Origin of the sequence: Mesorhizobium sp. M2A.F.Ca.ET.046.03.2.1 (genome assembly GCF_003952425.1) — a bacterium.
Taxonomy (GTDB): domain Bacteria; phylum Pseudomonadota; class Alphaproteobacteria; order Rhizobiales; family Rhizobiaceae; genus Mesorhizobium.
This window is the reverse complement of sequence record NZ_CP034449.1, coordinates 6,941,587-6,959,589: the sequence shown is the minus strand read 5'-3', so window position 1 is coordinate 6,959,589 and position 18,003 is coordinate 6,941,587. Positions and strand designations below refer to the sequence as shown.

The 18,003-nt window shown below is 62.7% G+C and carries 20 protein-coding genes and 1 pseudogene; 9 read left to right on the top strand and 12 right to left on the bottom strand.

What is annotated here, in order from left to right; translation table 11 throughout:
• From EJ072_RS33495 to EJ072_RS33470, 6 genes are all read right to left on the bottom strand, one after another.
• The gene (locus EJ072_RS33495) at nt 1-1,641 is read right to left on the bottom strand and encodes an ABC transporter substrate-binding protein (RefSeq protein WP_126083069.1); all 1,641 of its coding nucleotides are present in this window, start codon (nt 1,639-1,641) and stop codon (nt 1-3) included.
• A 362-nt stretch (nt 1,642-2,003) separates the two neighbouring features.
• Nucleotides 2,004-2,975 (bottom strand): alpha/beta hydrolase, encoded by a 972-nt coding sequence (locus EJ072_RS33490; RefSeq protein WP_126083068.1) that lies wholly within the window; start codon nt 2,973-2,975, stop codon nt 2,004-2,006.
• A 5-nt stretch (nt 2,976-2,980) separates the two neighbouring features.
• Complete coding sequence (locus EJ072_RS33485) at nt 2,981-3,658, bottom strand: isochorismatase family protein (RefSeq protein ID WP_126083067.1); 678 nt, start codon at nt 3,656-3,658, stop codon at nt 2,981-2,983.
• A 25-nt stretch (nt 3,659-3,683) separates the two neighbouring features.
• Nucleotides 3,684-4,982, bottom strand: coding sequence for a Xaa-Pro peptidase family protein (locus tag EJ072_RS33480; RefSeq protein ID WP_126083066.1), 1,299 nt, complete (start codon nt 4,980-4,982; stop codon nt 3,684-3,686).
• Nucleotides 4,983-5,291: 309 nt separating this feature from the next.
• Nucleotides 5,292-6,269, bottom strand: coding sequence for a GlxA family transcriptional regulator (locus tag EJ072_RS33475; protein ID WP_126083065.1), 978 nt, complete (start codon nt 6,267-6,269; stop codon nt 5,292-5,294).
• Nucleotides 6,266-6,670: an NUDIX domain-containing protein gene (locus EJ072_RS33470; RefSeq protein ID WP_210211618.1), complete on the bottom strand. Its 405-nt coding sequence runs from the start codon at nt 6,668-6,670 to the stop codon at nt 6,266-6,268. Before EJ072_RS33470 ends, EJ072_RS33475 begins: the two co-directional genes overlap by 4 nt.
• Before the next feature lie 203 nt (nt 6,671-6,873).
• Between EJ072_RS33470 and EJ072_RS33465 the strand changes: the two genes are divergently transcribed.
• From EJ072_RS33465 to EJ072_RS33455, 3 genes are read left to right on the top strand one after another with little or no spacing between them, the layout of a single operon-like run.
• Entirely contained in the window at nt 6,874-7,182 is a 309-nt protein-coding gene (locus EJ072_RS33465; protein WP_126083063.1) for a DUF1778 domain-containing protein, read from the top strand.
• Nucleotides 7,179-7,718: a GNAT family N-acetyltransferase gene (locus tag EJ072_RS33460; RefSeq protein WP_126083062.1), complete on the top strand. Its 540-nt coding sequence runs from the start codon at nt 7,179-7,181 to the stop codon at nt 7,716-7,718. Before EJ072_RS33465 ends, EJ072_RS33460 begins: the two co-directional genes overlap by 4 nt.
• A gap of 51 nt (nt 7,719-7,769) precedes the next feature.
• Nucleotides 7,770-8,267 carry a GAF domain-containing protein gene (locus EJ072_RS33455; protein WP_126083061.1) on the top strand — a complete coding sequence of 166 codons (498 nt, stop codon included), beginning with the start codon at nt 7,770-7,772 and terminating at the stop codon, nt 8,265-8,267.
• A 45-nt stretch (nt 8,268-8,312) separates the two neighbouring features.
• Here the strand turns inward: EJ072_RS33455 and EJ072_RS33450 are convergent, their stop codons facing one another.
• Complete coding sequence (locus EJ072_RS33450; protein WP_126083060.1) at nt 8,313-9,443, bottom strand: NAD(P)/FAD-dependent oxidoreductase; 1,131 nt, start codon at nt 9,441-9,443, stop codon at nt 8,313-8,315.
• On the opposite strand from EJ072_RS33450, the gene EJ072_RS33445 reads away from it, so the two are divergent.
• Nucleotides 9,381-10,217 carry a TetR family transcriptional regulator gene (locus EJ072_RS33445; RefSeq protein ID WP_348633075.1) on the top strand — a complete coding sequence of 279 codons (837 nt, stop codon included), beginning with the start codon at nt 9,381-9,383 and terminating at the stop codon, nt 10,215-10,217. The two genes, EJ072_RS33450 and EJ072_RS33445, sit on opposite strands and share 63 nt — an antisense overlap.
• A gap of 1 nt (nt 10,218) precedes the next feature.
• Here the strand turns inward: EJ072_RS33445 and EJ072_RS33440 are convergent, their stop codons facing one another.
• Nucleotides 10,219-11,232: a YeiH family protein gene (locus EJ072_RS33440; RefSeq protein WP_245467394.1), complete on the bottom strand. Its 1,014-nt coding sequence runs from the start codon at nt 11,230-11,232 to the stop codon at nt 10,219-10,221.
• A gap of 112 nt (nt 11,233-11,344) precedes the next feature.
• Nucleotides 11,345-11,839, bottom strand: a complete 495-nt coding sequence (locus tag EJ072_RS37175; protein WP_245467399.1) for a hypothetical protein — start codon at nt 11,837-11,839, stop codon at nt 11,345-11,347.
• Here EJ072_RS37175 and EJ072_RS33435 point away from each other — a divergent pair.
• From EJ072_RS33435 to EJ072_RS33425, 3 genes and pseudogenes are all read left to right on the top strand, one after another.
• Nucleotides 11,735-12,226, top strand: a complete 492-nt coding sequence (locus tag EJ072_RS33435; protein WP_348525986.1) for a GNAT family N-acetyltransferase — start codon at nt 11,735-11,737, stop codon at nt 12,224-12,226. The two genes, EJ072_RS37175 and EJ072_RS33435, sit on opposite strands and share 105 nt — an antisense overlap.
• The gene (locus EJ072_RS33430; RefSeq protein ID WP_245467392.1) at nt 12,111-12,482 is read left to right on the top strand and encodes an ACT domain-containing protein; all 372 of its coding nucleotides are present in this window, start codon (nt 12,111-12,113) and stop codon (nt 12,480-12,482) included. Before EJ072_RS33435 ends, EJ072_RS33430 begins: the two co-directional genes overlap by 116 nt.
• Before the next feature lie 158 nt (nt 12,483-12,640).
• Nucleotides 12,641-14,073, top strand: a pseudogene (locus tag EJ072_RS33425) (aldehyde dehydrogenase family protein).
• A 121-nt stretch (nt 14,074-14,194) separates the two neighbouring features.
• Here the strand turns inward: EJ072_RS33425 and EJ072_RS33420 are convergent.
• From EJ072_RS33420 to EJ072_RS33410, 3 genes are all read right to left on the bottom strand, one after another.
• A complete protein-coding gene (locus EJ072_RS33420) occupies nt 14,195-14,374 on the bottom strand; it encodes a hypothetical protein (protein ID WP_126083057.1) in 180 nt (59 codons plus the stop codon).
• 181 nt (nt 14,375-14,555) lie between these two features.
• Entirely contained in the window at nt 14,556-14,951 is a 396-nt protein-coding gene (locus EJ072_RS33415; RefSeq protein WP_126083056.1) for a hypothetical protein, read from the bottom strand.
• A 30-nt stretch (nt 14,952-14,981) separates the two neighbouring features.
• Entirely contained in the window at nt 14,982-15,215 is a 234-nt protein-coding gene (locus EJ072_RS33410; RefSeq protein ID WP_126061207.1) for a hypothetical protein, read from the bottom strand.
• Nucleotides 15,216-15,557: 342 nt separating this feature from the next.
• Here EJ072_RS33410 and EJ072_RS33405 point away from each other — a divergent pair, with 342 nt between their 5' ends.
• The gene (locus EJ072_RS33405) at nt 15,558-17,273 is read left to right on the top strand and encodes a site-specific integrase (RefSeq protein WP_126083055.1); all 1,716 of its coding nucleotides are present in this window, start codon (nt 15,558-15,560) and stop codon (nt 17,271-17,273) included.
• Nucleotides 17,274-17,301: 28 nt separating this feature from the next.
• Nucleotides 17,302-17,925 (top strand): hypothetical protein, encoded by a 624-nt coding sequence (locus tag EJ072_RS33400; protein WP_126083054.1) that lies wholly within the window; start codon nt 17,302-17,304, stop codon nt 17,923-17,925.
• The last annotated feature ends 78 nt before the right edge of the window (nt 17,926-18,003 follow it).

The window sequence follows — 18,003 nt, the reverse complement described above, 5'->3', positions numbered from 1 at the left end:
TCAGCTCTCCAGCCACACCTTTTCGAAATGCTGCTCGAGCGCCTGGTGCTGTTCGCAGCCTTGCACGTGCTTGCGATAGGTGCGGTAGACCGAGCGCCAGTAGGGCTGGATGATGATGCCGCTGTCGCGCAAATTGGTCTCGATCTTGGCCATGATCTCTTTGCGTGCCGTGGCGTCCGGCGTCGCAAGCGCCTTGTCGAGAAGCTCGTCGAACTCCTTGTTCGAATAAGCGCTTTCGTTCCAGGCCGCGCCCGATTTATAGGCCAAGGCTAGCACCTGGACGCCGAGCGGGCGGCCGAGCCATTCGGTGCAGGAATAGGGGAACTTGCTCCAGTCGTTCCAGAAGGTCGCGGCCGGCAGCACTGTGCGCTTGATCTTGAAGCCCGCCTCGCGGATTTGCGCCGCGATCGCATCCGCGGTGCTCTTTTGCCATTCGATGTCGACCGAGATCAGCTCATATTCGTGGTCGGCCTTGCCCCATTCCGACATCAGCTTCTTCGCCTGGTCGACGTCGCGTTTGGCCGGGCCGATATCGGCGAATTCCGGATGCATGGGGCCGACATGGTGGTTGTCGGCGGGCTTGCCGCGCCCGTCGAGGCCGAGCTTCAGCACGGCCGCATTGTCCACGGCAAGCTGGGCGGCGCGGCGCAGCTTGACGTCGTCATAGGGCGCGTTGGAGACATTGAAGCGCGCGACGATGGTCGAGCCGGTGGCGATCTCGGAATTCTGCAGGCCCATCTTGTCGGTTTGCGAGACGGCGTCCGATGCGGTTTCGTGGTCGGTGTCGATCTCGCCGGATTCGAAGGCCGACAGCATGGCGTTGGGGTCGGAGCCGTAATCGACCCATTTGATGCCGTCGAGATGGAACTCGCCCTTCCACCAGGGTTTGTCCTTGCGCTTTACTTCCGCGCCGGTCTCGGCATCCCAGCTCACCAGCTCGCAGGGGCCGGTGGTGATCGCCAGCGCCTTCTTCGGGTCGGCCTCGCCCTCATAGGAGCGGTGCATGATCAGCGCCGGATAGTCGGCCATGCCGGCGATCAGCGAAATGTCGGGCTTGGGCAGGTTGAGCTTGACGGTGTAGTCGTCGATCTTCTGGATGCCGCCATCGACCGGCTTCTTGGTGTCGGCATTGACCAGCGCGCCCATGCGCGCGGCGACCGAATTGCCGGCGACCGACGCATCGCACCAGCGGTTGAGATTGTGGATCACATCGTCGGCGTTGAACGCGTCGCCATTCGACCAGGTGATGCCCTTTCGCACGTGAAGAGTGATCGTCTTGGCATCATCGCTGGTCTCCCAGCTTTCCAAGAGCCAGGGCTCGAAGGAAAAGTCGGTGTTCCAGCGCACCAGATATTCGTTGCACTGGCGCGCGACATTCGACATCTCGACGCCGTCGAAGGTGCGCGGATCCTTGAACCCCTTGACGTTCATCGCGACGCGCAGCACGCCGCCCTTTTTCGGCTCGGCGGCGCGGGCAGGCGAGGGGGCGATCCCGCCCAGCGCCATCGCGCCGGCGGCGCTGACGCCGAAGCCAGCCATCAGCGCCAGATATTCGCGCCGGCTGATCGCGCCCTTCTTGAAATCGTCGGCGGTGGGCTCCGCGCGCGGGTGCAGTTTCCTGTCGGTCAGCATGAATTTCATCGTCGTTCCCTCTGTTGTTGGCGCACGTTGCCCGCGTGGCGGTCTGTCGGGGCAACGACTTGCACGAGCCAACGGTCGCCCCGGGATCGCCAGGCGCGGGGGCGGATGCGACCGCCGGGGCGCCGTTGCCTGCGAGGGAATGATAGGTCCGCTTTCCGCGGCGAAATGTTTGGTTTTCCGCAGTTCTTGTGCGCTGTTCCGCAGGCTGAAGTTGACTCAGGCGGCGCCGCCCCCTCATCCGGCCGCTTCGCGGCCACCTTCTCCCCGAGGGGAGAAGAGGTTCGCGCCGGCGCTGACAGGCTCCTCTCCCCTTGGGGAGAGGTCAGCCGAGCGAAGCGGAGGCTGGTGAGGGGGAGCGCCGTTCAATACGGCCACTCGCCCCGTCCGAGCGCGCCGATATCCGCAACAATCCGCCCAAACGCCTCCGCCGCGCTGGGCACGGTCGAACGCGCGCGCAGAAAACTGTGCACCAGCCGCTTCTCCTCGCGCCACCACGCTTGTCCGCCAGCGGCAACACTCCGGTCGCGATAGGCCTCTCCGTCCGACGACAGCGGATCGCACTCGGCAGTGACGATCACTGTCGGCGGCAGTCTGGAAAAGTCACGATCCCTGAGCGGCGAGAACGTTGGGTCGTCGGGTGACTGCGCGGGCGCGGACCGGACGCGGCGGTAGAACTCAATGTCGGCGAGCGTCAGCAGGGGCGCCTCGGCGTGCTCGACATAGGAGCGCCCGGTCTCATCGCCGCCAAGGCCAGGATAGATCAGCACTTGGCCGACGGCGCGCCGCACATGCCGCCGCGCCGCCTGCGCCACCGCGGCGGCGAGATTGCCGCCGGCGCTTTCGCCGCAAAGCACGATCGGCAGCGCGCTGGTAGCGGCGACCCATTCGAACACCGCCAGCGCGTCGTTGAAGGAAGCCGGATGCAGATGTTCCGGCGCCAGCCGGTAGTCGGCCGAGACCACCTCGAATCCTGTGCCGGCGCAGATTTCGGCACAGATGTCGTCATGGCTGTCGAGATCGCCGAGGACAAAACCGCCGCCGTGATAATAGACGACGATCGCCGCTTCCAGCTTGCCCGCCATGCGATAGCGGCGGACCGGGATCGGATGCGAGCCCGTCGCCACGAGGCCGTCGCTGGCCGTCACGCCCTCCGGACGACCTTGGTGAAACGCCACGCACATCCGACCATAGACGGCGCGCTGCTCGGGTATGAATGCCGCAACGATCTCCGGCGGGTACCAACTGTTGACCTTGTCGATGTATTCCCAAAGCTCCGGGTCGAGCCGATCGGCATATTTGCCGCGGCTCGCCGAATCGGTTGGGTCGCCGCCCACTGCCGTCAAAGCTCGGCGTAGAGCTGCGCCGCGTTCTCGAAGGTGAAGCGCAGCGGCACCGAACCCTCGACCTGCCACACATTCACCGTGTCGCCGGCCATCAGCCGGCAGGCGTCGAGCGTGTTGGTGACGGCGCCGCCATAGAGCCGGTTGGCGAGGTTGAGGATGCCGGTCTGGTGCATGGCGGCACTGGCGCTGCCGCAGGCATCCTTGGCCAAAAGCACGCGAAAGCCGCGCGCTACCGCATCCTTCACCGTGGCGTCGATGCAGGCCTCGGTCCAGACGCCGGCAATCACCAGCCATTCGATGCCCGCCGCCTTGAGCTTGTCGCCGAAATCGTTCCTGCCGAAGGCGCTTGCCTCCTGCTTGACCAGCATGGCCTCGCCGTTCCGCGGGGCCACTTCATGGCAGATCGCGGTCAGCGGATCGTCCTTGTCGGAAAAGGCCGACTTGCCGCTTTGGTCCACAGGGTGGAACGGCCGCGCCGCCGCGAGGTCGACGATATAGGCCCAGTGGTAAAGCGGCACGAAATTGCGCCGCGCCGCCTCCTGCAGGCGCTGCACATTGGCGAGGATGTCGGCAAACCCCTCGACCAGATAGCGCTCGTCCTTGCGATGCTCCTCCTGGAGATCGATGAACACCGCGGCCACCGTGCCGCGCCGGATGGAAATGGGCGTTTTCATGCAATGTGCTGTCGGTATGTGGGCGCTACTTGTCAAGAAATTCGTCTTCATAAGGAAACCGCGAGAGCAGCTCGGTCCCGGTCTCGGTGATGAGAATCTCGTCCTCGAGCTTGACGCCCTCGCGGCCGCCTTTCTCGCCGATATAACTTTCCACGCTCACCACCATGCCCGGCACGATGATGCCGTCGCGGCCATAGGTCTCGTAGTCCATCGAGTGGGCGATGAAAGGCGTCTCGCCATGCATGCCGACGCCGTGCATGACCGATGTGTAGCGCTGGTCGACGAAACGGTCGGGGATTTTCCACGCCTTCTCGGCAATCTCGCGAAAAGCCATGCCGGGCTTCACGATGCCGATATTGTGCTGCACCTGGTCGTGCGCCATGCGGTAGAGCGACTTCTGGTAGGGCGTCGGCTTGCCCGGGCCGCAGCGAAAGGTACGCGAGAAGTCGGAGTAGTAGCCGTAGCAGCCGATCGTGTCGGTATCGAGCGCGACCAGTTCGCCCGGCCTGATCTTGCGGCCGCTCGCTTCGTTGAACCACGGATTGGTGCGCTGCCCGGAGGTCAGCAGCCGGGTCTCGATGAACTCGCCGCCCTGACGGATCACCTCGTGATACATGATGGCGAAGAGCTCGTTTTCGGAAACGCCGGGCTTGATCGCCTCGCGCACCGCAGCAACCGCGGCTTCGGCGCCGGCCATCGATGCTTGCAGGCACTTCACTTCCTCTGGCGTCTTCACCGCGCGCACCGCGAGGATCTCGCCCTGGCAGTCCTTCACCTCGCAGCCGCGCTTTTCCAGCGCCAGCGCCTGCAGGTGGCTGCAGCGGTCGAGCCCCAGCTTTATCGAGCCGCCGCCATGCTTTTTCAGAAGCTCGGTTATCTCGTCGGCGAAGGGGCCGGCGGTTTCGTCGTCGCGGCCGGAGACCGATGACCAGACCAGCTTGGACGGCCGCGCCTCGCCGATCGTGTCGAGCACCATCGAGACATGGTAGCTCTGCGGATATTCGAAGAGGACAATCGGCCCTTCGGTCGGAATGAAGAAGTAGCGGGTCGAATTGCGCAGGAAATAGCCGAACATGTTGCGCGAACCGGTGGCGTAGCGCTGGTTGTAAGGATCGAACAAAACGACGCCGCCATAACCCGCCTCGCGCATCCATGCGCGCAGCTTGGTAAGCCGTCCCTTACGCAGTGCGTCGGCGTCGATGAAGGACGGTTCGGTGTCCGACAACCACATGCCGCCCGCTGGATCGGCCGCTGCGGGGTGGCGCATGCGCTCCTTGAAGTCCACATCCTCGGTGCTGTCGGGATCGAATACGACGATGCTCATCAGAAGGTCTCCTGTTGCGGAGACCATAGCCGGCCAGGGTTTTGAGCTTGTGCGGCATTCCGCGATTGTTGTGCCGGATGCCGCAGGGCAATGGGCAGTGTAGCGATCCTTCGCGCCCCCCTCTGTCCTGCCGGACATCTCCCCCACGAGCGGAGAGATCAGATGTCGCGCAGGGCTTCGCCAATTGCCGAAGTTGCAACAAGGGCGCGGCGCCGAGGCTGCCAATCTCCTCCCAAGTGGGGAGATGGCCGGCAGGCCAGAGGTGGCGCTGTCCCGCCAGCGTCTCATCGCGCCAGCGCGCACTGCACCCTAATGCCTCCGCATCGCCTTCGGCGCGTGCCCATGCTCCTCGCGAAAAGCCCTCGCAAAACTCGACATCGAAGCAAAGCCGCAGGCCAGCGCCACATCGCGCACCATCAGTGTCGAATGCGCCAAAAGGTCGGCCGCCCGCTTCAGCCTGAGCCGCCGGTAATAGCCGTTAGGCGAGATATCCAGCTCGGCGCGGAAATTGCGCTCGAGCTTGTCGGGCGACACACCGAGCCGCTCCGCAAGTTCCGCCATGCCGAGCCGCTCCTCCACCGCGTCCTCCATGATGGCGATGGCCGATAGAACCAGCTCGTTCTGCACCCCGGTGCGCAGCCTGAGCGGCATCAGCTTGCGGTCGACGCTGGAGCGCAGTGGACTGTGCACGAACCATTCAGCGACACCCGCCGCGAGCTCGGCGCCACAGTCGCGCGTGATGATCTCCAGCATCATGTCGAGGCTGCCGACGCCGCCGGCCGAGGTGAAACGCTTGCGGTCGATGACGAAGAGATCGCGCCGAAGCTCGATATCCGGAAACGCTTCGGTGAAGGCGGGCTGGCTGGTCCAGTGCAAGGTGCAGGCATGGCCGTCGAGCAGCCCGGCGCGAGCGAGGAAGAAGGCGGCGTCCGCGACAGCGCCGATATAAGCGCCGCTGCGCAGGCTCTTGCGGATCCAGCTCATCGCTTCATCGGCCACGACATGGTCGGCATCGCCGCCGGAGCAGACGACGATGCGGTCGACCTTCGGCGCGTCCGCCGCGGAAAAGCCGGGCTGGATGACGACGCCGTTGGAGGCTTCGACCGTGCCCGGATCGGCGCCGACGATCACCCAGTGGTAGCACTCGCGCTTGGCAAGAATGTTGACGGCGCGCAGCGGCTCGATAACGGACGAAAACGCCATCATCGGAAAGCCGGGAAAGACCAGCACCGCGAAGGTAAGAGGCGCTCCGCCCACCGCCTGTTTTTCCACGTTGCGTGAATTCATGGTTGGCGGCCGTAGCGCGGCAGGACGATATCGGCGGTCAGCGGCGCCAGTTCCATGCCGCTCGCCAGCGCCGGGTTAAGCCAGATCATCTCGTCGATCTCCGCCGCGGGGATCGGCTCGTCTGTGATGGAAAGCTCGAACAGCTCGGCCTCGACACGGGCATCTGGCTCGTTCGCGGCAGGCGCCGAAAACAAACCGAGATGCGAGGCAGCGCCCGGATCGACGACGATGCCCAGTTCCTCGCGCAATTCGCGCGCCAGGGCTGCGGCCGGCAACTCACCCGGCTCGATCTTGCCGCCGGCCTGCATGAAGGCTTTTGTGCCGCGCTTGCGCACCAGCAGCAGCCTGCCGCCTTCGTCGCGGATCACCGCGGCGGCGATGCGGATTGTCCTGGTCGTCACTGTTCCGGAATGGCTGGAGGTCACGACAGGCTGTTTCCCGGCGGCGGTTTTGGTGGCAGAGAGGCCGGACTGTATCGGGCACGTGCGCGCCCTTGCAACGGAGAAACGACCAGGAAGTTTGCGGCAACCGCCGCAGCTTGCTCTTATGCAATTTTCTTGACCTGTACGCCGATGCGACGTACATAAGGCGAAGGAGCAAGGACATGGAAACTTTCCATGATGAAATTCGAGAGATCGAGGAGCGCAGCAGCGAGCGGATGAACTTCCGCACAAAGCCGCGCATCAAGAAAGCCATTCAGCAAGCCGCAGCTCTTGCCGGTGTCGACGACTCGGTTTTCACAATGAATGCCGCATACAAGGCCGCCATGGAAACGATTGAGGCTCATGAGCGCACCGCTCTGCGGCCTGTCGACCATGCTGCCTTCTTTGCGGCCCTCGAAAATCCGCCGCAGCCGACGGATCGGCTGCGGGCGTCGTTTGCGCGCTATGTCAAAACCGTCATTTCCAAGTGACGCGGCAGCCCGAAGTCGCCAACGTCATAGAGCCGTTCGATCCTGAAAAGCACGATCGAACGGCTTTTTCCTGTGGCGTAGATCAGGTCGACAATTTCTTCAAAAGGACCGCCAACAAGCTATCCAAAGCCGACAATCTTCGGGTCTTCGTGATGGTCAGTCCGGCCGGAGACCTGATCGGCTTTTACGCCATCAATTCGCACTCGGTGGATTATAGCGAGCTGCCGCACAAATACGCGAGAACCCGGCCGGGACATGGGAGCATCCCTGCGGCCTATCTGTCCATGATGGGTGTTGACCTGCGATTCGCAGGCAATGGATATGGCGGCGACCTTCTGCTCGACGCACTGGTGCGCATAGCGAGGGTTGCTGAGCAGATCGGAATTGCCGTTGTCATGCTGGACGTGCTGGATTGCGGCGACCCAGCCAAGGTGGCGCGCAGAAAGAAGCTCTATCTCGATCATGGTTTCACCGCATTGCCGTCCAACGAATTGCGGTTGTTCCTGCCGGTCAAAACCGTTCAGGACTTATCTTGATGCACAGCAATCTGTAGGCCGAGCCTCGGCTTGCAACGGAGAGACAATACGATGTTCGCGGCAACCGCCATCGACGCCAAGGACAAGCCGGCCTTCTATAAGGAGTTGGCCGCGCAATTGAAAGCGTTGCTGGAAGGCGAGGGCGATTCCGTCGCCAATGCCGCCAACACGGCGGCGCTGATCTACCAGATGGTGCCCGACCTCAACTGGGCCGGCTTCTATTTCCTCGCCTCCGATGACGAGCTGGTGCTCGGGCCTTTCCAGGGCAAGCCGGCCTGCGTGCGCATTGCCGTCGGCAAGGGCGTCTGCGGCAAGGCCATTGAGCTCGACATGTCGATGCTGGTCAAGGACGTCAACGAATTCCCCGGCCACATCGCGTGCGATGCCGATTCGCGCTCCGAGCTGGTGGTGCTGTTGCGCGACGCCGATGGCGCGTTCGGCGTGCTCGACCTCGACAGCCCGCTGCCGGGTCGCTTCGACAAGGAGGACCAGGCCGGTATCGAGAAACTGGCCGCTATCTATGTAGCGGCGTGCGAGTTCGAGGACTGAGGGCACAGGCTCGCTGCGATTGGAGCGTTCGAAGGGCCGTCAGGATCACGCGTGCTTTTCCTGCGCGACGTCGTTGAAGAAGTCCACCAGTGAGAACGGCGCGCGTTCGCCGAGGCAAAGCTCCAGCACCTGGCGCGCGTCCGGGGCTTCGGCGGCGGCGCGGGCAAACATCGGATTCTCATAGTCGGCAAGTGCCTTCTCGATGTCGTACGGGTTCGCGGCAATCGCCTTGCCGAGCTCGGCGCCGTCGAACATTGCCAGGTTGGCGCCCTCGCCGGACGGTGGCATGAGGTGCGCGGCATCGCCGAGCAGTGTCACGCCTGCGACGCGACCCCAGCGGTGTTCATCGGGCAGCGTGTAGATCATGCGCGGAACCGGCGCGGTTTCGCCGTCGGTGATCAGCGTGGTGAGCGCTGGCGCCCAGCCTTCAAACTCGGCGGCGATCCGGGTTCTGGCGGCGTCGGCATCGGTGAAGTCGATGCGTGCGAACCATCCCGCGGGCCGGCTCAATTGAACATAGGTGTGGAGGACGCCTCCCGCTTCTCGATGCGCGGCGATCGCATTTCCCGGGGCAGCCGCAAACATTGTGCCCAAGCCGACCACTTCGGCGGCGGCGGGGTGTCGATCGTCAACATCATATAGATACGTCTCGATGAACGTTGCGCCGACATAACGTGGCGTTGCGTCCGACAGTAGCGGCCGCACCTTCGACCATGCGCCGTCAGCCCCCACGAGAAGCCCGGTTTCGACAGCCGATCCGTCGGTGAAGGTCAGTTCGTGCCGGCCGCCACCCAGAGCGGCGACGCCGGCAAGCTTCTTTCCCCAGCGGATGCTGTCGGCGGGCAGCGAGTCTATCAGAATGCGCCGCAGATCGCCGCGCAGCACTTCGGGTCGGCCGCCATCGTCCGCTTCCTCAAGCAGCACCGTGCCGTGCCGGTCGAGCACGCGGCTAGCCGCGCCGCCTTGGTGGATGATGGCGTGGAAGGCTTCGGTGAGGCCAGCGGCTTCGAGCGCGATCTGTCCATTATACTCGTGGATGTCGATCTGCCCGCCTTGCGTGCACGCCGATGCCGAAGCCTCCGCTTCATAGACCGTTACAGCTATGCCGTGGATATGAAGCACGCGCGCCAGGGTGAGGCCGCCAAGACCCGCGCCCACGATTGTTACCTCAGTCATCGTCTGATCCTTTTCGACGAGAGATTGGAACGATGTTCCATAAATAGTATTTGGAACGTCGTTCCATTCATGTCAAGATGCGGCATGGCAAGGAGTGGACGGGTTGAGCGGCGCACCGATGCGCTTTCGAAGGAGCGGATCATCGGGGCCGCGATCGAGATCCTGGATTCAGGCGGCGAGAGCGGGCTGACTTTCCGTGCGCTCGCGGCACGCCTGGCGACGGGAAGCGGGGCGATCTACTGGCACGTCAAGGACAAGGACGAACTGCTCGCCGCGGCGACCGAGGAGGTCATCGACCGTGTCATGAGCGAGGCGGTTCAAGAAGCGGAACCACGGGAGGCGATTCGGGCAGTTGCGCTGGGGCTGTTCGATGCGATCGACGCGCATCCCTGGGCGGGCGCCCAGCTTTCGCGGGCGCCGTGGCAGCCGGCAGTGGGGCGGATATTCGAAAGCATCGGCAGTCATCTCGACGCGCTCGGTGTTCCGGACCGAGCGCTGTTCGACGCGGCGTCCGCGCTGGTCCACTACATCCTTGGCGCCGCTGGCCAAAACGCGCAGAACGCCGCCAACGCCCGTCCTTTGCCGCCTGGCACCGATCGGGAAGCATTCCTGTCGACCGTCGTCGAGCGATGGACGAGGTCGGACCCCGCCGGCTATCCGTTCCTGCTTCGCACTGCCGCGCGGTTTCACGAGCACGACGACCGCGAGCAATTCCTCGCCGGCGTGGACCTCATCCTGGCCGGTATCGGAACGCTCCGCCGGGATTCCCAGTAGGTCAGACGAACCTCACCAGCACCAGGCTGAAGCCCGCAATGACGAGGAAGGCCGAGAAGGCCAGCATCAGCGGCCGCAGGCCGCGCGAACGCAGCTCCGAAATATCGGCCTGCAGGCCCATGGCGGCGAGGCCCATGGTCAGCATGATCTGCGTGGCCAAGGCAGTCGCCGAATGGATCTGCGCCGGGATCGCGACCAGGCTGTTCAGCGCCACCACCGCGACGAAGGCCGCGACGAACCAGGGCATCGGCGGCTTGGCGCCGGAAGCGTCGGAGCTGCCGCGGCGCGCCATCAGGCCGAGCGCGATCACCATCGGCGCCAGCATGGCGACGCGAGTGAGCTTGGCGACGGTCGCGGTCTCGCCGGCGAGAGTGCCGTTCTGGAAGCCGGCGCCGATCACCTGCGCCACCTCGTGGATCGAGGCGCCCGCCCACAGGCCGAAAGCGTGCTGGTCGAGGCCGAAGACCGGCGCCAGCAGCGGGAAGCCGAGCATGGCGATGGTGCCGAACAGCGTGATGGCGGCGACCGCATAGGTGACGTCCTCATCGCGCGCGTCGGTGACGATGTTGGTGGCGACGATCGCCGAGGCGCCGCAGATCGAGGTGCCGGCGGCGATGAGTTGCGCGAGCTTCCGGTCGACGCCGATCAGCCGTCCAAGCGTGACGGTGAACAGGAAGGTGGCGCAGAGCGTGGCCGCGACGATGCCGACGCCGCCGAGGCCGATGCCCGCCACCTGGCCGAGCGTGAGCTGGAAGCCGAGCAGCACGATGGCGAAGCGCAACAGGCGCTTTTGTGAAAACGCAATGCCGGCCTTGGCGTGTGCGGGCACGCCGAGCATGTTGGAAAAGATCATGCCGACGACGACAGCGAGGATCATCGGGCTGAACAGGCCGGAGAAGCCGCGCGCCGAATAGGCGACGCTGGTGATCATCGCCACCAGCACCAGTCCCGGCATGTTGCCGACCGAGATCGCGGTCAGGGCAGAGTGCCTGCGCCCGACGGTGGCCGGGTTCAGGTGATCTGGAAGATTGTTCGCGGTGGCGGGCAGGAAAGACAATCGAATTCTCCAGGCGCGCTCGGTGCCGGAATGCCATTCCCGGACTAATCTTTCAAACGAATTATTCGAGTTATAACGATCGATTTTTGCGAACGATTGGCGAGCGGGTTGGCCCAATAACCGGCACCGGCCGAGCCTTGACGCTTGCCGGTTCCTCCTCCAGCTTGCCGCGATGTTCTCCCGCGCGCCCGCCAATACCAAGCGACGCCGCTTTCGCCGAGTGCGGAGCGGCAGGCCGATTGCGCGACGATAAGCCCGATACGATAGATAAGGTTCGTTCGTTTCCTGCCCCGCCCGCGACTTCAGCCGGCGGGGTTTTCATATCTGGAGCCTCGCAATGACCATCGATTTTCCCATCCGATTTCGGACGGCCGAAGCGGCGGACGCCGCCGCCATCCGCGACATCGTGCGCGCCGCCTATGCCAAATGGGTGCCGGTAATCGGCCGCGAGCCGCTGCCGATGCGCGCCGATTACGACAAGGCTGTCGCCGAGCATCCATTCGACCTCGCCGTTGCGCAGGATCGCATTGTCGGGATGCTTGGATCCGTCCTCGCCGACGATCATCTCTGGATCGAGAATCTCTGCGTCGCGCCGGAGGCGCAGGGCAAAGGGATCGGCCGGCTGCTACTGGAGCGGGCAGAGGGCAAGGCGCGCAAGGCCGGGCGCCATCAGCTTCGCCTGCTGACCAACGGCGCGTTCGAGGCGAATGTGTCGCTCTATAAGAGGCAGGGCTATTCGGTCGACCGGGAAGAGCCGTTCATGAACGGCTCGACCGTTTATATGAGCAAGAGGATCGGGGATGACCGGCAATCGGAGCGGGGCCATGGCTGCCAGGATCAGGCTGAAGCAACTGCCAGGCCTATACGCGATTTCGAGGCTGGAAGCTGGACATGGCATTCCCGATTGGGCGGACGGGCCGGGTTTCGTCAGCATCACCAGAACCGAGGATGAGCTTTCGATAACCTGCCTGCAGGAGCGCGTACCGGCTTCGGTCAGGCACGACAGCGACTGGGTCGCCTTCAAATTCGAAGGCCCCTTTGCCTTCGGTGAAACCGGCATCGTGCTGTCTGTCATTCGGCCGCTGTCGGAGAACGGGCTGGGCATCTTCGTGGTGTCCACCTTCGATGGCGACCACCTGCTGGTGAAGGCCGCCGATCAAGCCGCGGCGGCCCGGCTGCTGGGTGACGCTGGACATACGCTGCTGTAATCGGTCCCGGTGGGCGTCAGCCGGCACGTCAGGCTCGACGGACGGCTGGCTCAACCGCCCGCGCTTGCGTTTGACAGGGCGCTTGCGGCATCGTTATCTCTGGCGGTATACGACGACCCACTGCAATCGAGCACCCGCGGCTGGCCGAGGAGGAAAACATGTCCCACAATCTGCAATTCTATATCGACGGCGCCTGGGTCGATCCGGTCGTGCCGAACACGCTCGATGTCATCGATCCCTCGAACGAGGACGCTTTCGCGCAGATATCGCTGGGCTCCAAGGCCGATGTCGACAAGGCGGTGGCCGCCGCCAAGCGCGCCTTCGGCAGCTTCGGCTTCACCTCGGTCGAGGAGCGGCTCGACATCCTCAACCGCGTCATCGAAATCTACAAGAAGCGCAGCAAGGACCTCGCGCTCGCCGTTTCGCGCGAGATGGGCGCGCCGCGCCAGATGGCGCTGGACAGCCAGGTCGGCGTCGGCCAGGCGCATCTGGAAAAGATGGCCGAGGTGCTGAAGACCTTCCAGTTCCGCCACGTCAAAGGTTCGTCGCTCATCGTCAAGGAGCCGATCGGCGTCGTCGGCCTGATCACGCCGTGGAACTGGCCGCTGAACCAGATCACCTGCAAGGTGGGCCCCGCGCTTGCCGCCGGCTGCACCATGGTGCTGAAGCCGTCGGAGGTCGCGCCGCTCGACGCCATCATCTTCGCCGAGATCATCGACGAGGCCGGCGTGCCAAAGGGTGTGTTCAATCTCGTCAACGGCGATGGCCCGACCGTCGGCCAGGCGCTGGCCGGCCACCCGGATGTCGACATGATGTCCTTCACTGGTTCGACCCGCGCGGGCATCCTCGTCGCCAAGGCGGCGGCCGATACCGTCAAGCGCGTGCACCAGGAACTGGGCGGCAAGTCGGCCAACATCCTGTTCCCGGACGTCGATCTGGAGCGAGCCGTCACCAAGGGCGTCGCCGGCTGCTTTGGCAACAGCGGCCAGTCCTGCAACGCGCCGACCCGCATGTTCGTGCCGCGCGACCGTCACGATGAGGCGGCCGGTTACGCCAAGAAGGCGGCGGAGAAATTCACCGTGGCCCGGCCGACGCGCCCACCTCGAAGCTCGGCCCGGTGGTCAGCCAGATCCAGTTCGACAAGATCCAGGACCTGATCCAGAGCGGCATCGACGAGGGCGCCACGCTGGTCGCCGGCGGCCCCGGCCGCCCGGCCGAGCTCAACCGCGGCTACTACGTCCGCCCGACCGTCTTCGCCAACGTCACTCATGACATGCGCATCGCCAGGGAGGAGATCTTCGGCCCAGTGCTGTCGATCATGCCTTACGACACGGTCGAGCAGGCGGTCGAGCAGGCCAACGATACGGTCTATGGCCTGGCCTCCTACATCCAGGCCAAGGACATCGAGAAGGCGCGCGACGTGGCTGCCCGCATGCGCTCCGGCAACGTCTACATCAACTACCCGACCTGGGACGCCGGCCTGCCCTTTGGCGGCTACAAGCAGTCCGGCAACGGCCGCGAATATGCCGAATACGGCCTGGAGGATTTCCTCGAGATCAAGGGCATCGCGGGGTATGAGGCGGCGGAGTAGGGAGCCCGGGTTCACAACCGGAAGAGTGTCCAGGGCGACCGGCAGCCGCCACCCACCTCGAAACGCAAAAGGCCTCGCCGGCGAGATGCCCGCGAGGCCTTTTTCGAGCGCGACTTGCCGATTAGCGGCGGTCGCCGCGGCTGTCGTGGTGGCCGCCGTTGTTGGCGGCGCCAAGGCACATGCCATAGTAATCGTCATGATTGCTGCACGAATTGATGGTCGTCTGCTGGGCATAGGCCGAAGTTGCCAGGCCGGTAACAGCAACAACTGCGAAAACTGCATTGCGAAGGATCTTGGTCATCTCGATTTTCCTTTGTTTAAACTCCGGACGAGCCGGTCGATGACGGTTTTCCTGCGATTGCGTTTCGGTTTAATGGCGCTTGAGCGCGTATTTCGTATCGAAATGGAAACTGTCCATCCCTGCAGCGGCCCAAGCCGGCCGGCACTCTGCAGGCAACGATAAACTCGTTTGCATGCAAATGTTACGCGCCGGGCGTTTCCGTGCAATGCGACGGAAACATTGATCGATCATTTAGACCGCCATCATGAAGGCGACGAGGATTGTCTCCGCCATAGCCTTGGCGAAACAGGGATAGGTCTATGTCGATATTGAAGACGTTGAATCGCATGGGTATGGCCTTGAAATACGCCCAGGACGGCCACAGGACGGCGGGGATGCTGAACGGGCTGCTGCCCGGCGCGCGTATGGATGTTGGTTTCCCTGTGATGCCGATAACCAGGCATCTGTCGCCGAACATCTGGGACGATCCGAGATAACCGTCGCCAGGAAGCTTTGATCGTCGAAGTGCCCGGGTGGCAATCATCACCTTGCGAGCTTCGGGCAATACGCCGTAACCACGCTTCTCGGCGCCTTCCAAGCTCGTCACGAGCGTGTCGACGTCTGCGGTTTACCCGCGGCCCGCCTCGATGATACCGACCATCGCCCGGGTAAATTCAACCATACTGTTTGCCGTGATGGCTGCATTGTCGGGAGATTGCCCGATATGCTCGGCGGCTCCGCAACATGATCGTCGGATGCTGTCGTAGTAGGGATCTCTCTCATCGTCCGGCATCGTCGCCAAATTCAGGGCACGGCGGTGGATCATGCGCAACAGTTGCGCCAATGCTGTTTCGACACTCATGCGTTTGCTCCGCATCGGTCGAGCGTCTCGGCACACTGAGTGCCGGATCGTCGATCGGGGACATTCCCGATTCGAGCAGGCTGCGCCGTAGCTATTAATATATAGTTGATTGCTAATATAACCGGAAAATCAACCGGAGCTCAGCCGACATCGATACCCGTTGCGATGAATTTACGGTTCAAATGTGGGAATGCGCGGAGAAAACTTTGGCTGGGGAACCTGGACGGTAATCCAACTTTTTCTAACCACCTGAAATCAAAGAAGCTATTGCGATTCAAGCGCTTTCTCGTCTAGAACTGTTCCGGTTTGATGTTCCGGAATCGTGCTACGGAAGGCATGGAAATGGCAAGGCTGACATACCTCGAACGACGTGGCGCGACCTATTACGCTCGCATCGATATTCCCGTCGATTTAGTGCCGGTCTACCGGACGACGACGCGGAAAAAGTCACTTCGGACGAAGGATGAGGCGACCGCAAAGGCTCGCCTGTGGCCGGTGATTGAAGGCTGGCGGACGGAGTTCGAAGACGTGCGCGCCCGGCGCGAACTCACCGCCGACGACAAGGCCGACGCCGTGTGGCAGCATTACACCGACTCGTTGCAACGCGATGAGCAAGCGCGCCAACATGAAGCGCGCGTGCGGCATCCGGACGACCAAGACCGGCCTTCAGCGACCAACCTTCGCCAATTCGAAGCAAAGGCCCGCCGGGTCAAGCTCGACGAATTGCGGGAGCATCTGGTGGTTGGCGAGACGGCGCTCATTGACGATGAGGTTGACGACTATATCGAGCGCCACAAGCTGCTTATTGATCCTGCCTCGTCCGATCGTGCCGACCTTGCAAGGCGGATGATGCGCAGCGAAATTGAGGTGCTACAGCGCACCATCGAGCGCGATGGCGGCGACTACGCCGGCACCCCGAAAGACCCAATCGTCAAGCCCGCCACTGGCGCGTCACGTGAGCAGGCAGCGCCGGGCGAGGGGATCATGGAGCTATTCGAGCAATATGCGGTCGAGAATCCGAAGGGCATTGCTGTCGATACGATCGCCCAGGCCCGGCGCGACCTTGGCACCTTTGTCGATTACGTCGGCAGCACCTTTCCGGCTCGACGCATCGACAAGAAAGCCGTCCGCGAGTGGAAGGCCTTGTTGCTGAAGTTCCCGGTGAAGGCGACCGAAAGCAAAGAGTTTGCCGGCATGAAGATTGCCGACATCGTTCGGCGTAATGAGAAGGTCGGAAAGCCTGTAATCAGCACAAGCACCGTTAACCGCTATCTCGCCGGCTTGAGCGCCTTCTGCACCTGGCTGGACAATCACGGTTACATCGACAGCAACCCGACCGACGGCATGTTCTTGAAGAAATCGAAGGACAAGACGACTGTCCCCTTCGGCGTCGAGCAGATGAACGCGCTGTTCAAGTCGCCCCTATTTACCGGGTGCCAGAGCGCCGATGAGTGGCGCAACGTCGCCAAGCCCGGCAACGTCATGATCCGCGACCATCGCTATTGGTTGCCGCTGGTGATGCTGTTTTCTGGCGCCCGCCCGGCAGAGATTGCCCAACTTGCGGTCACCGATGTTCGGAAGGAACACGGCCACTGGATCATGCATATCACTACGGAAGGCGATGGCGAGAAGAGCGTGAAGACCGAAGGCAGCATGCGCGTGGTGCCGGTTCATGACGAGCTTATCCGGCTCGGCTTCATCAAGTATCGCGACGGTATGGAGGTGGCAGGGCAGGCGCGGCTGTTCCCTGAAGCTAGGCGGAATTCACGTGGGCAGATGATCGCCGAATTCTCACGTGAGTTCGGCCGCTACCTCACCCGGCTCGGCATGAAGGCCGGGCGCGGCCTGTCGCTCTATAGCTTCAGGCATGGCGTTGCCGACGCCTTGCGCCGGGCCGGATATCTAGATGAGCAGTTCGGTTTCATCCTGGGCCACGTCGCCGGCACCATGACTGGCCGTTACGGCGTCATGCCTCAAGGCATGCTGCAACAGCGCGTCGATCTGGTGAATTCGATCGGCTATCCCAACTTGCGGCTAGAACACCTTTTTAGTCTATAATGCTCGCGCAATAATAGAGATTCGCGACATGATACTGGATAGCTTTCCGTGGAAAGACGGGCTGTTGCGCGACGCAACAGCTCTAAGAGATTGGGCCGGTAAGCGGCGCAGTGCAAAGCGGTCATTTGCAATCGAAGAGACCGTTTTCGTCGGTGCGTTCAAGATTCGTCGGCTGATTGAATCGGAAAAGATTTCATCGAGCTTGGCGTCGTCCAGCGTGCCTGCGGATTTTTACCCCTGCAAGAAAAAGGGAATAAACCAGCACACCAAATACGACATCGAAGATCACTACGATTTCAGCGCTGCTGTCGATGTAAGAATTTCGATCAAGGACATGGCGAACACAATCATTCACAGCTTCGTTTTTGGCGAGACGGTCGAATATGCCCGGAAACGATCGCGGCGTGAACATCCGAGCCGTGTGACGGGGTTCATCTTCAATTCCGATAGGTCCCGGGACAAGGGCCTTTGGTATGTGAGCTTGGAAGAATATATCGCTGTTCTCAACGCGATCGGAAATGACAACCCGAACAGCAAGGTCAGTATTTTCAATCCGACTACGGGCCAATGGGATTCATGGCTCGGTAATGGGAACCCGCCGCCCGATTTCGCGGCAAAGGTGTCCGCCCGAGTGCAACCCCTTAGACCATAAGAGGCCAAAAAATCAATGAAAATATTCCTATCGAAGTTAAATAAAGGACTTTGTTCCTATCGATGAGCGTGGGACAAT

Coding starts and splice junctions, on each gene's coding strand:
- EJ072_RS33495 (WP_126083069.1), bottom strand. CDS start 1,641: ATGAAATTCATGCTGACCGACAGGAAACTGCACCCGCGCGCGGAGCCC.
- EJ072_RS33485 (WP_126083067.1), bottom strand. CDS start 3,658: ATGAAAACGCCCATTTCCATCCGGCGCGGCACGGTGGCCGCGGTGTTC.
- EJ072_RS33480 (WP_126083066.1), bottom strand. CDS start 4,982: ATGAGCATCGTCGTATTCGATCCCGACAGCACCGAGGATGTGGACTTC.
- EJ072_RS33475 (WP_126083065.1), bottom strand. CDS start 6,269: ATGAATTCACGCAACGTGGAAAAACAGGCGGTGGGCGGAGCGCCTCTT.
- EJ072_RS33465 (WP_126083063.1), top strand. CDS start 6,874: ATGGAAACTTTCCATGATGAAATTCGAGAGATCGAGGAGCGCAGCAGC.
- EJ072_RS33455 (WP_126083061.1), top strand. CDS start 7,770: ATGTTCGCGGCAACCGCCATCGACGCCAAGGACAAGCCGGCCTTCTAT.
- EJ072_RS33445 (WP_348633075.1), top strand. CDS start 9,381: ATGAAGCACGCGCGCCAGGGTGAGGCCGCCAAGACCCGCGCCCACGAT.
- EJ072_RS33450 (WP_126083060.1), bottom strand. CDS start 9,443: ATGACTGAGGTAACAATCGTGGGCGCGGGTCTTGGCGGCCTCACCCTG.
- EJ072_RS33435 (WP_348525986.1), top strand. CDS start 11,735: ATGCGCGCCGATTACGACAAGGCTGTCGCCGAGCATCCATTCGACCTC.
- EJ072_RS37175 (WP_245467399.1), bottom strand. CDS start 11,839: ATGATCGTCGGCGAGGACGGATCCAAGCATCCCGACAATGCGATCCTG.
- EJ072_RS33420 (WP_126083057.1), bottom strand. CDS start 14,374: ATGACCAAGATCCTTCGCAATGCAGTTTTCGCAGTTGTTGCTGTTACC.
- EJ072_RS33410 (WP_126061207.1), bottom strand. CDS start 15,215: ATGAGTGTCGAAACAGCATTGGCGCAACTGTTGCGCATGATCCACCGC.
- EJ072_RS33405 (WP_126083055.1), top strand. CDS start 15,558: ATGGCAAGGCTGACATACCTCGAACGACGTGGCGCGACCTATTACGCT.
- EJ072_RS33400 (WP_126083054.1), top strand. CDS start 17,302: ATGATACTGGATAGCTTTCCGTGGAAAGACGGGCTGTTGCGCGACGCA.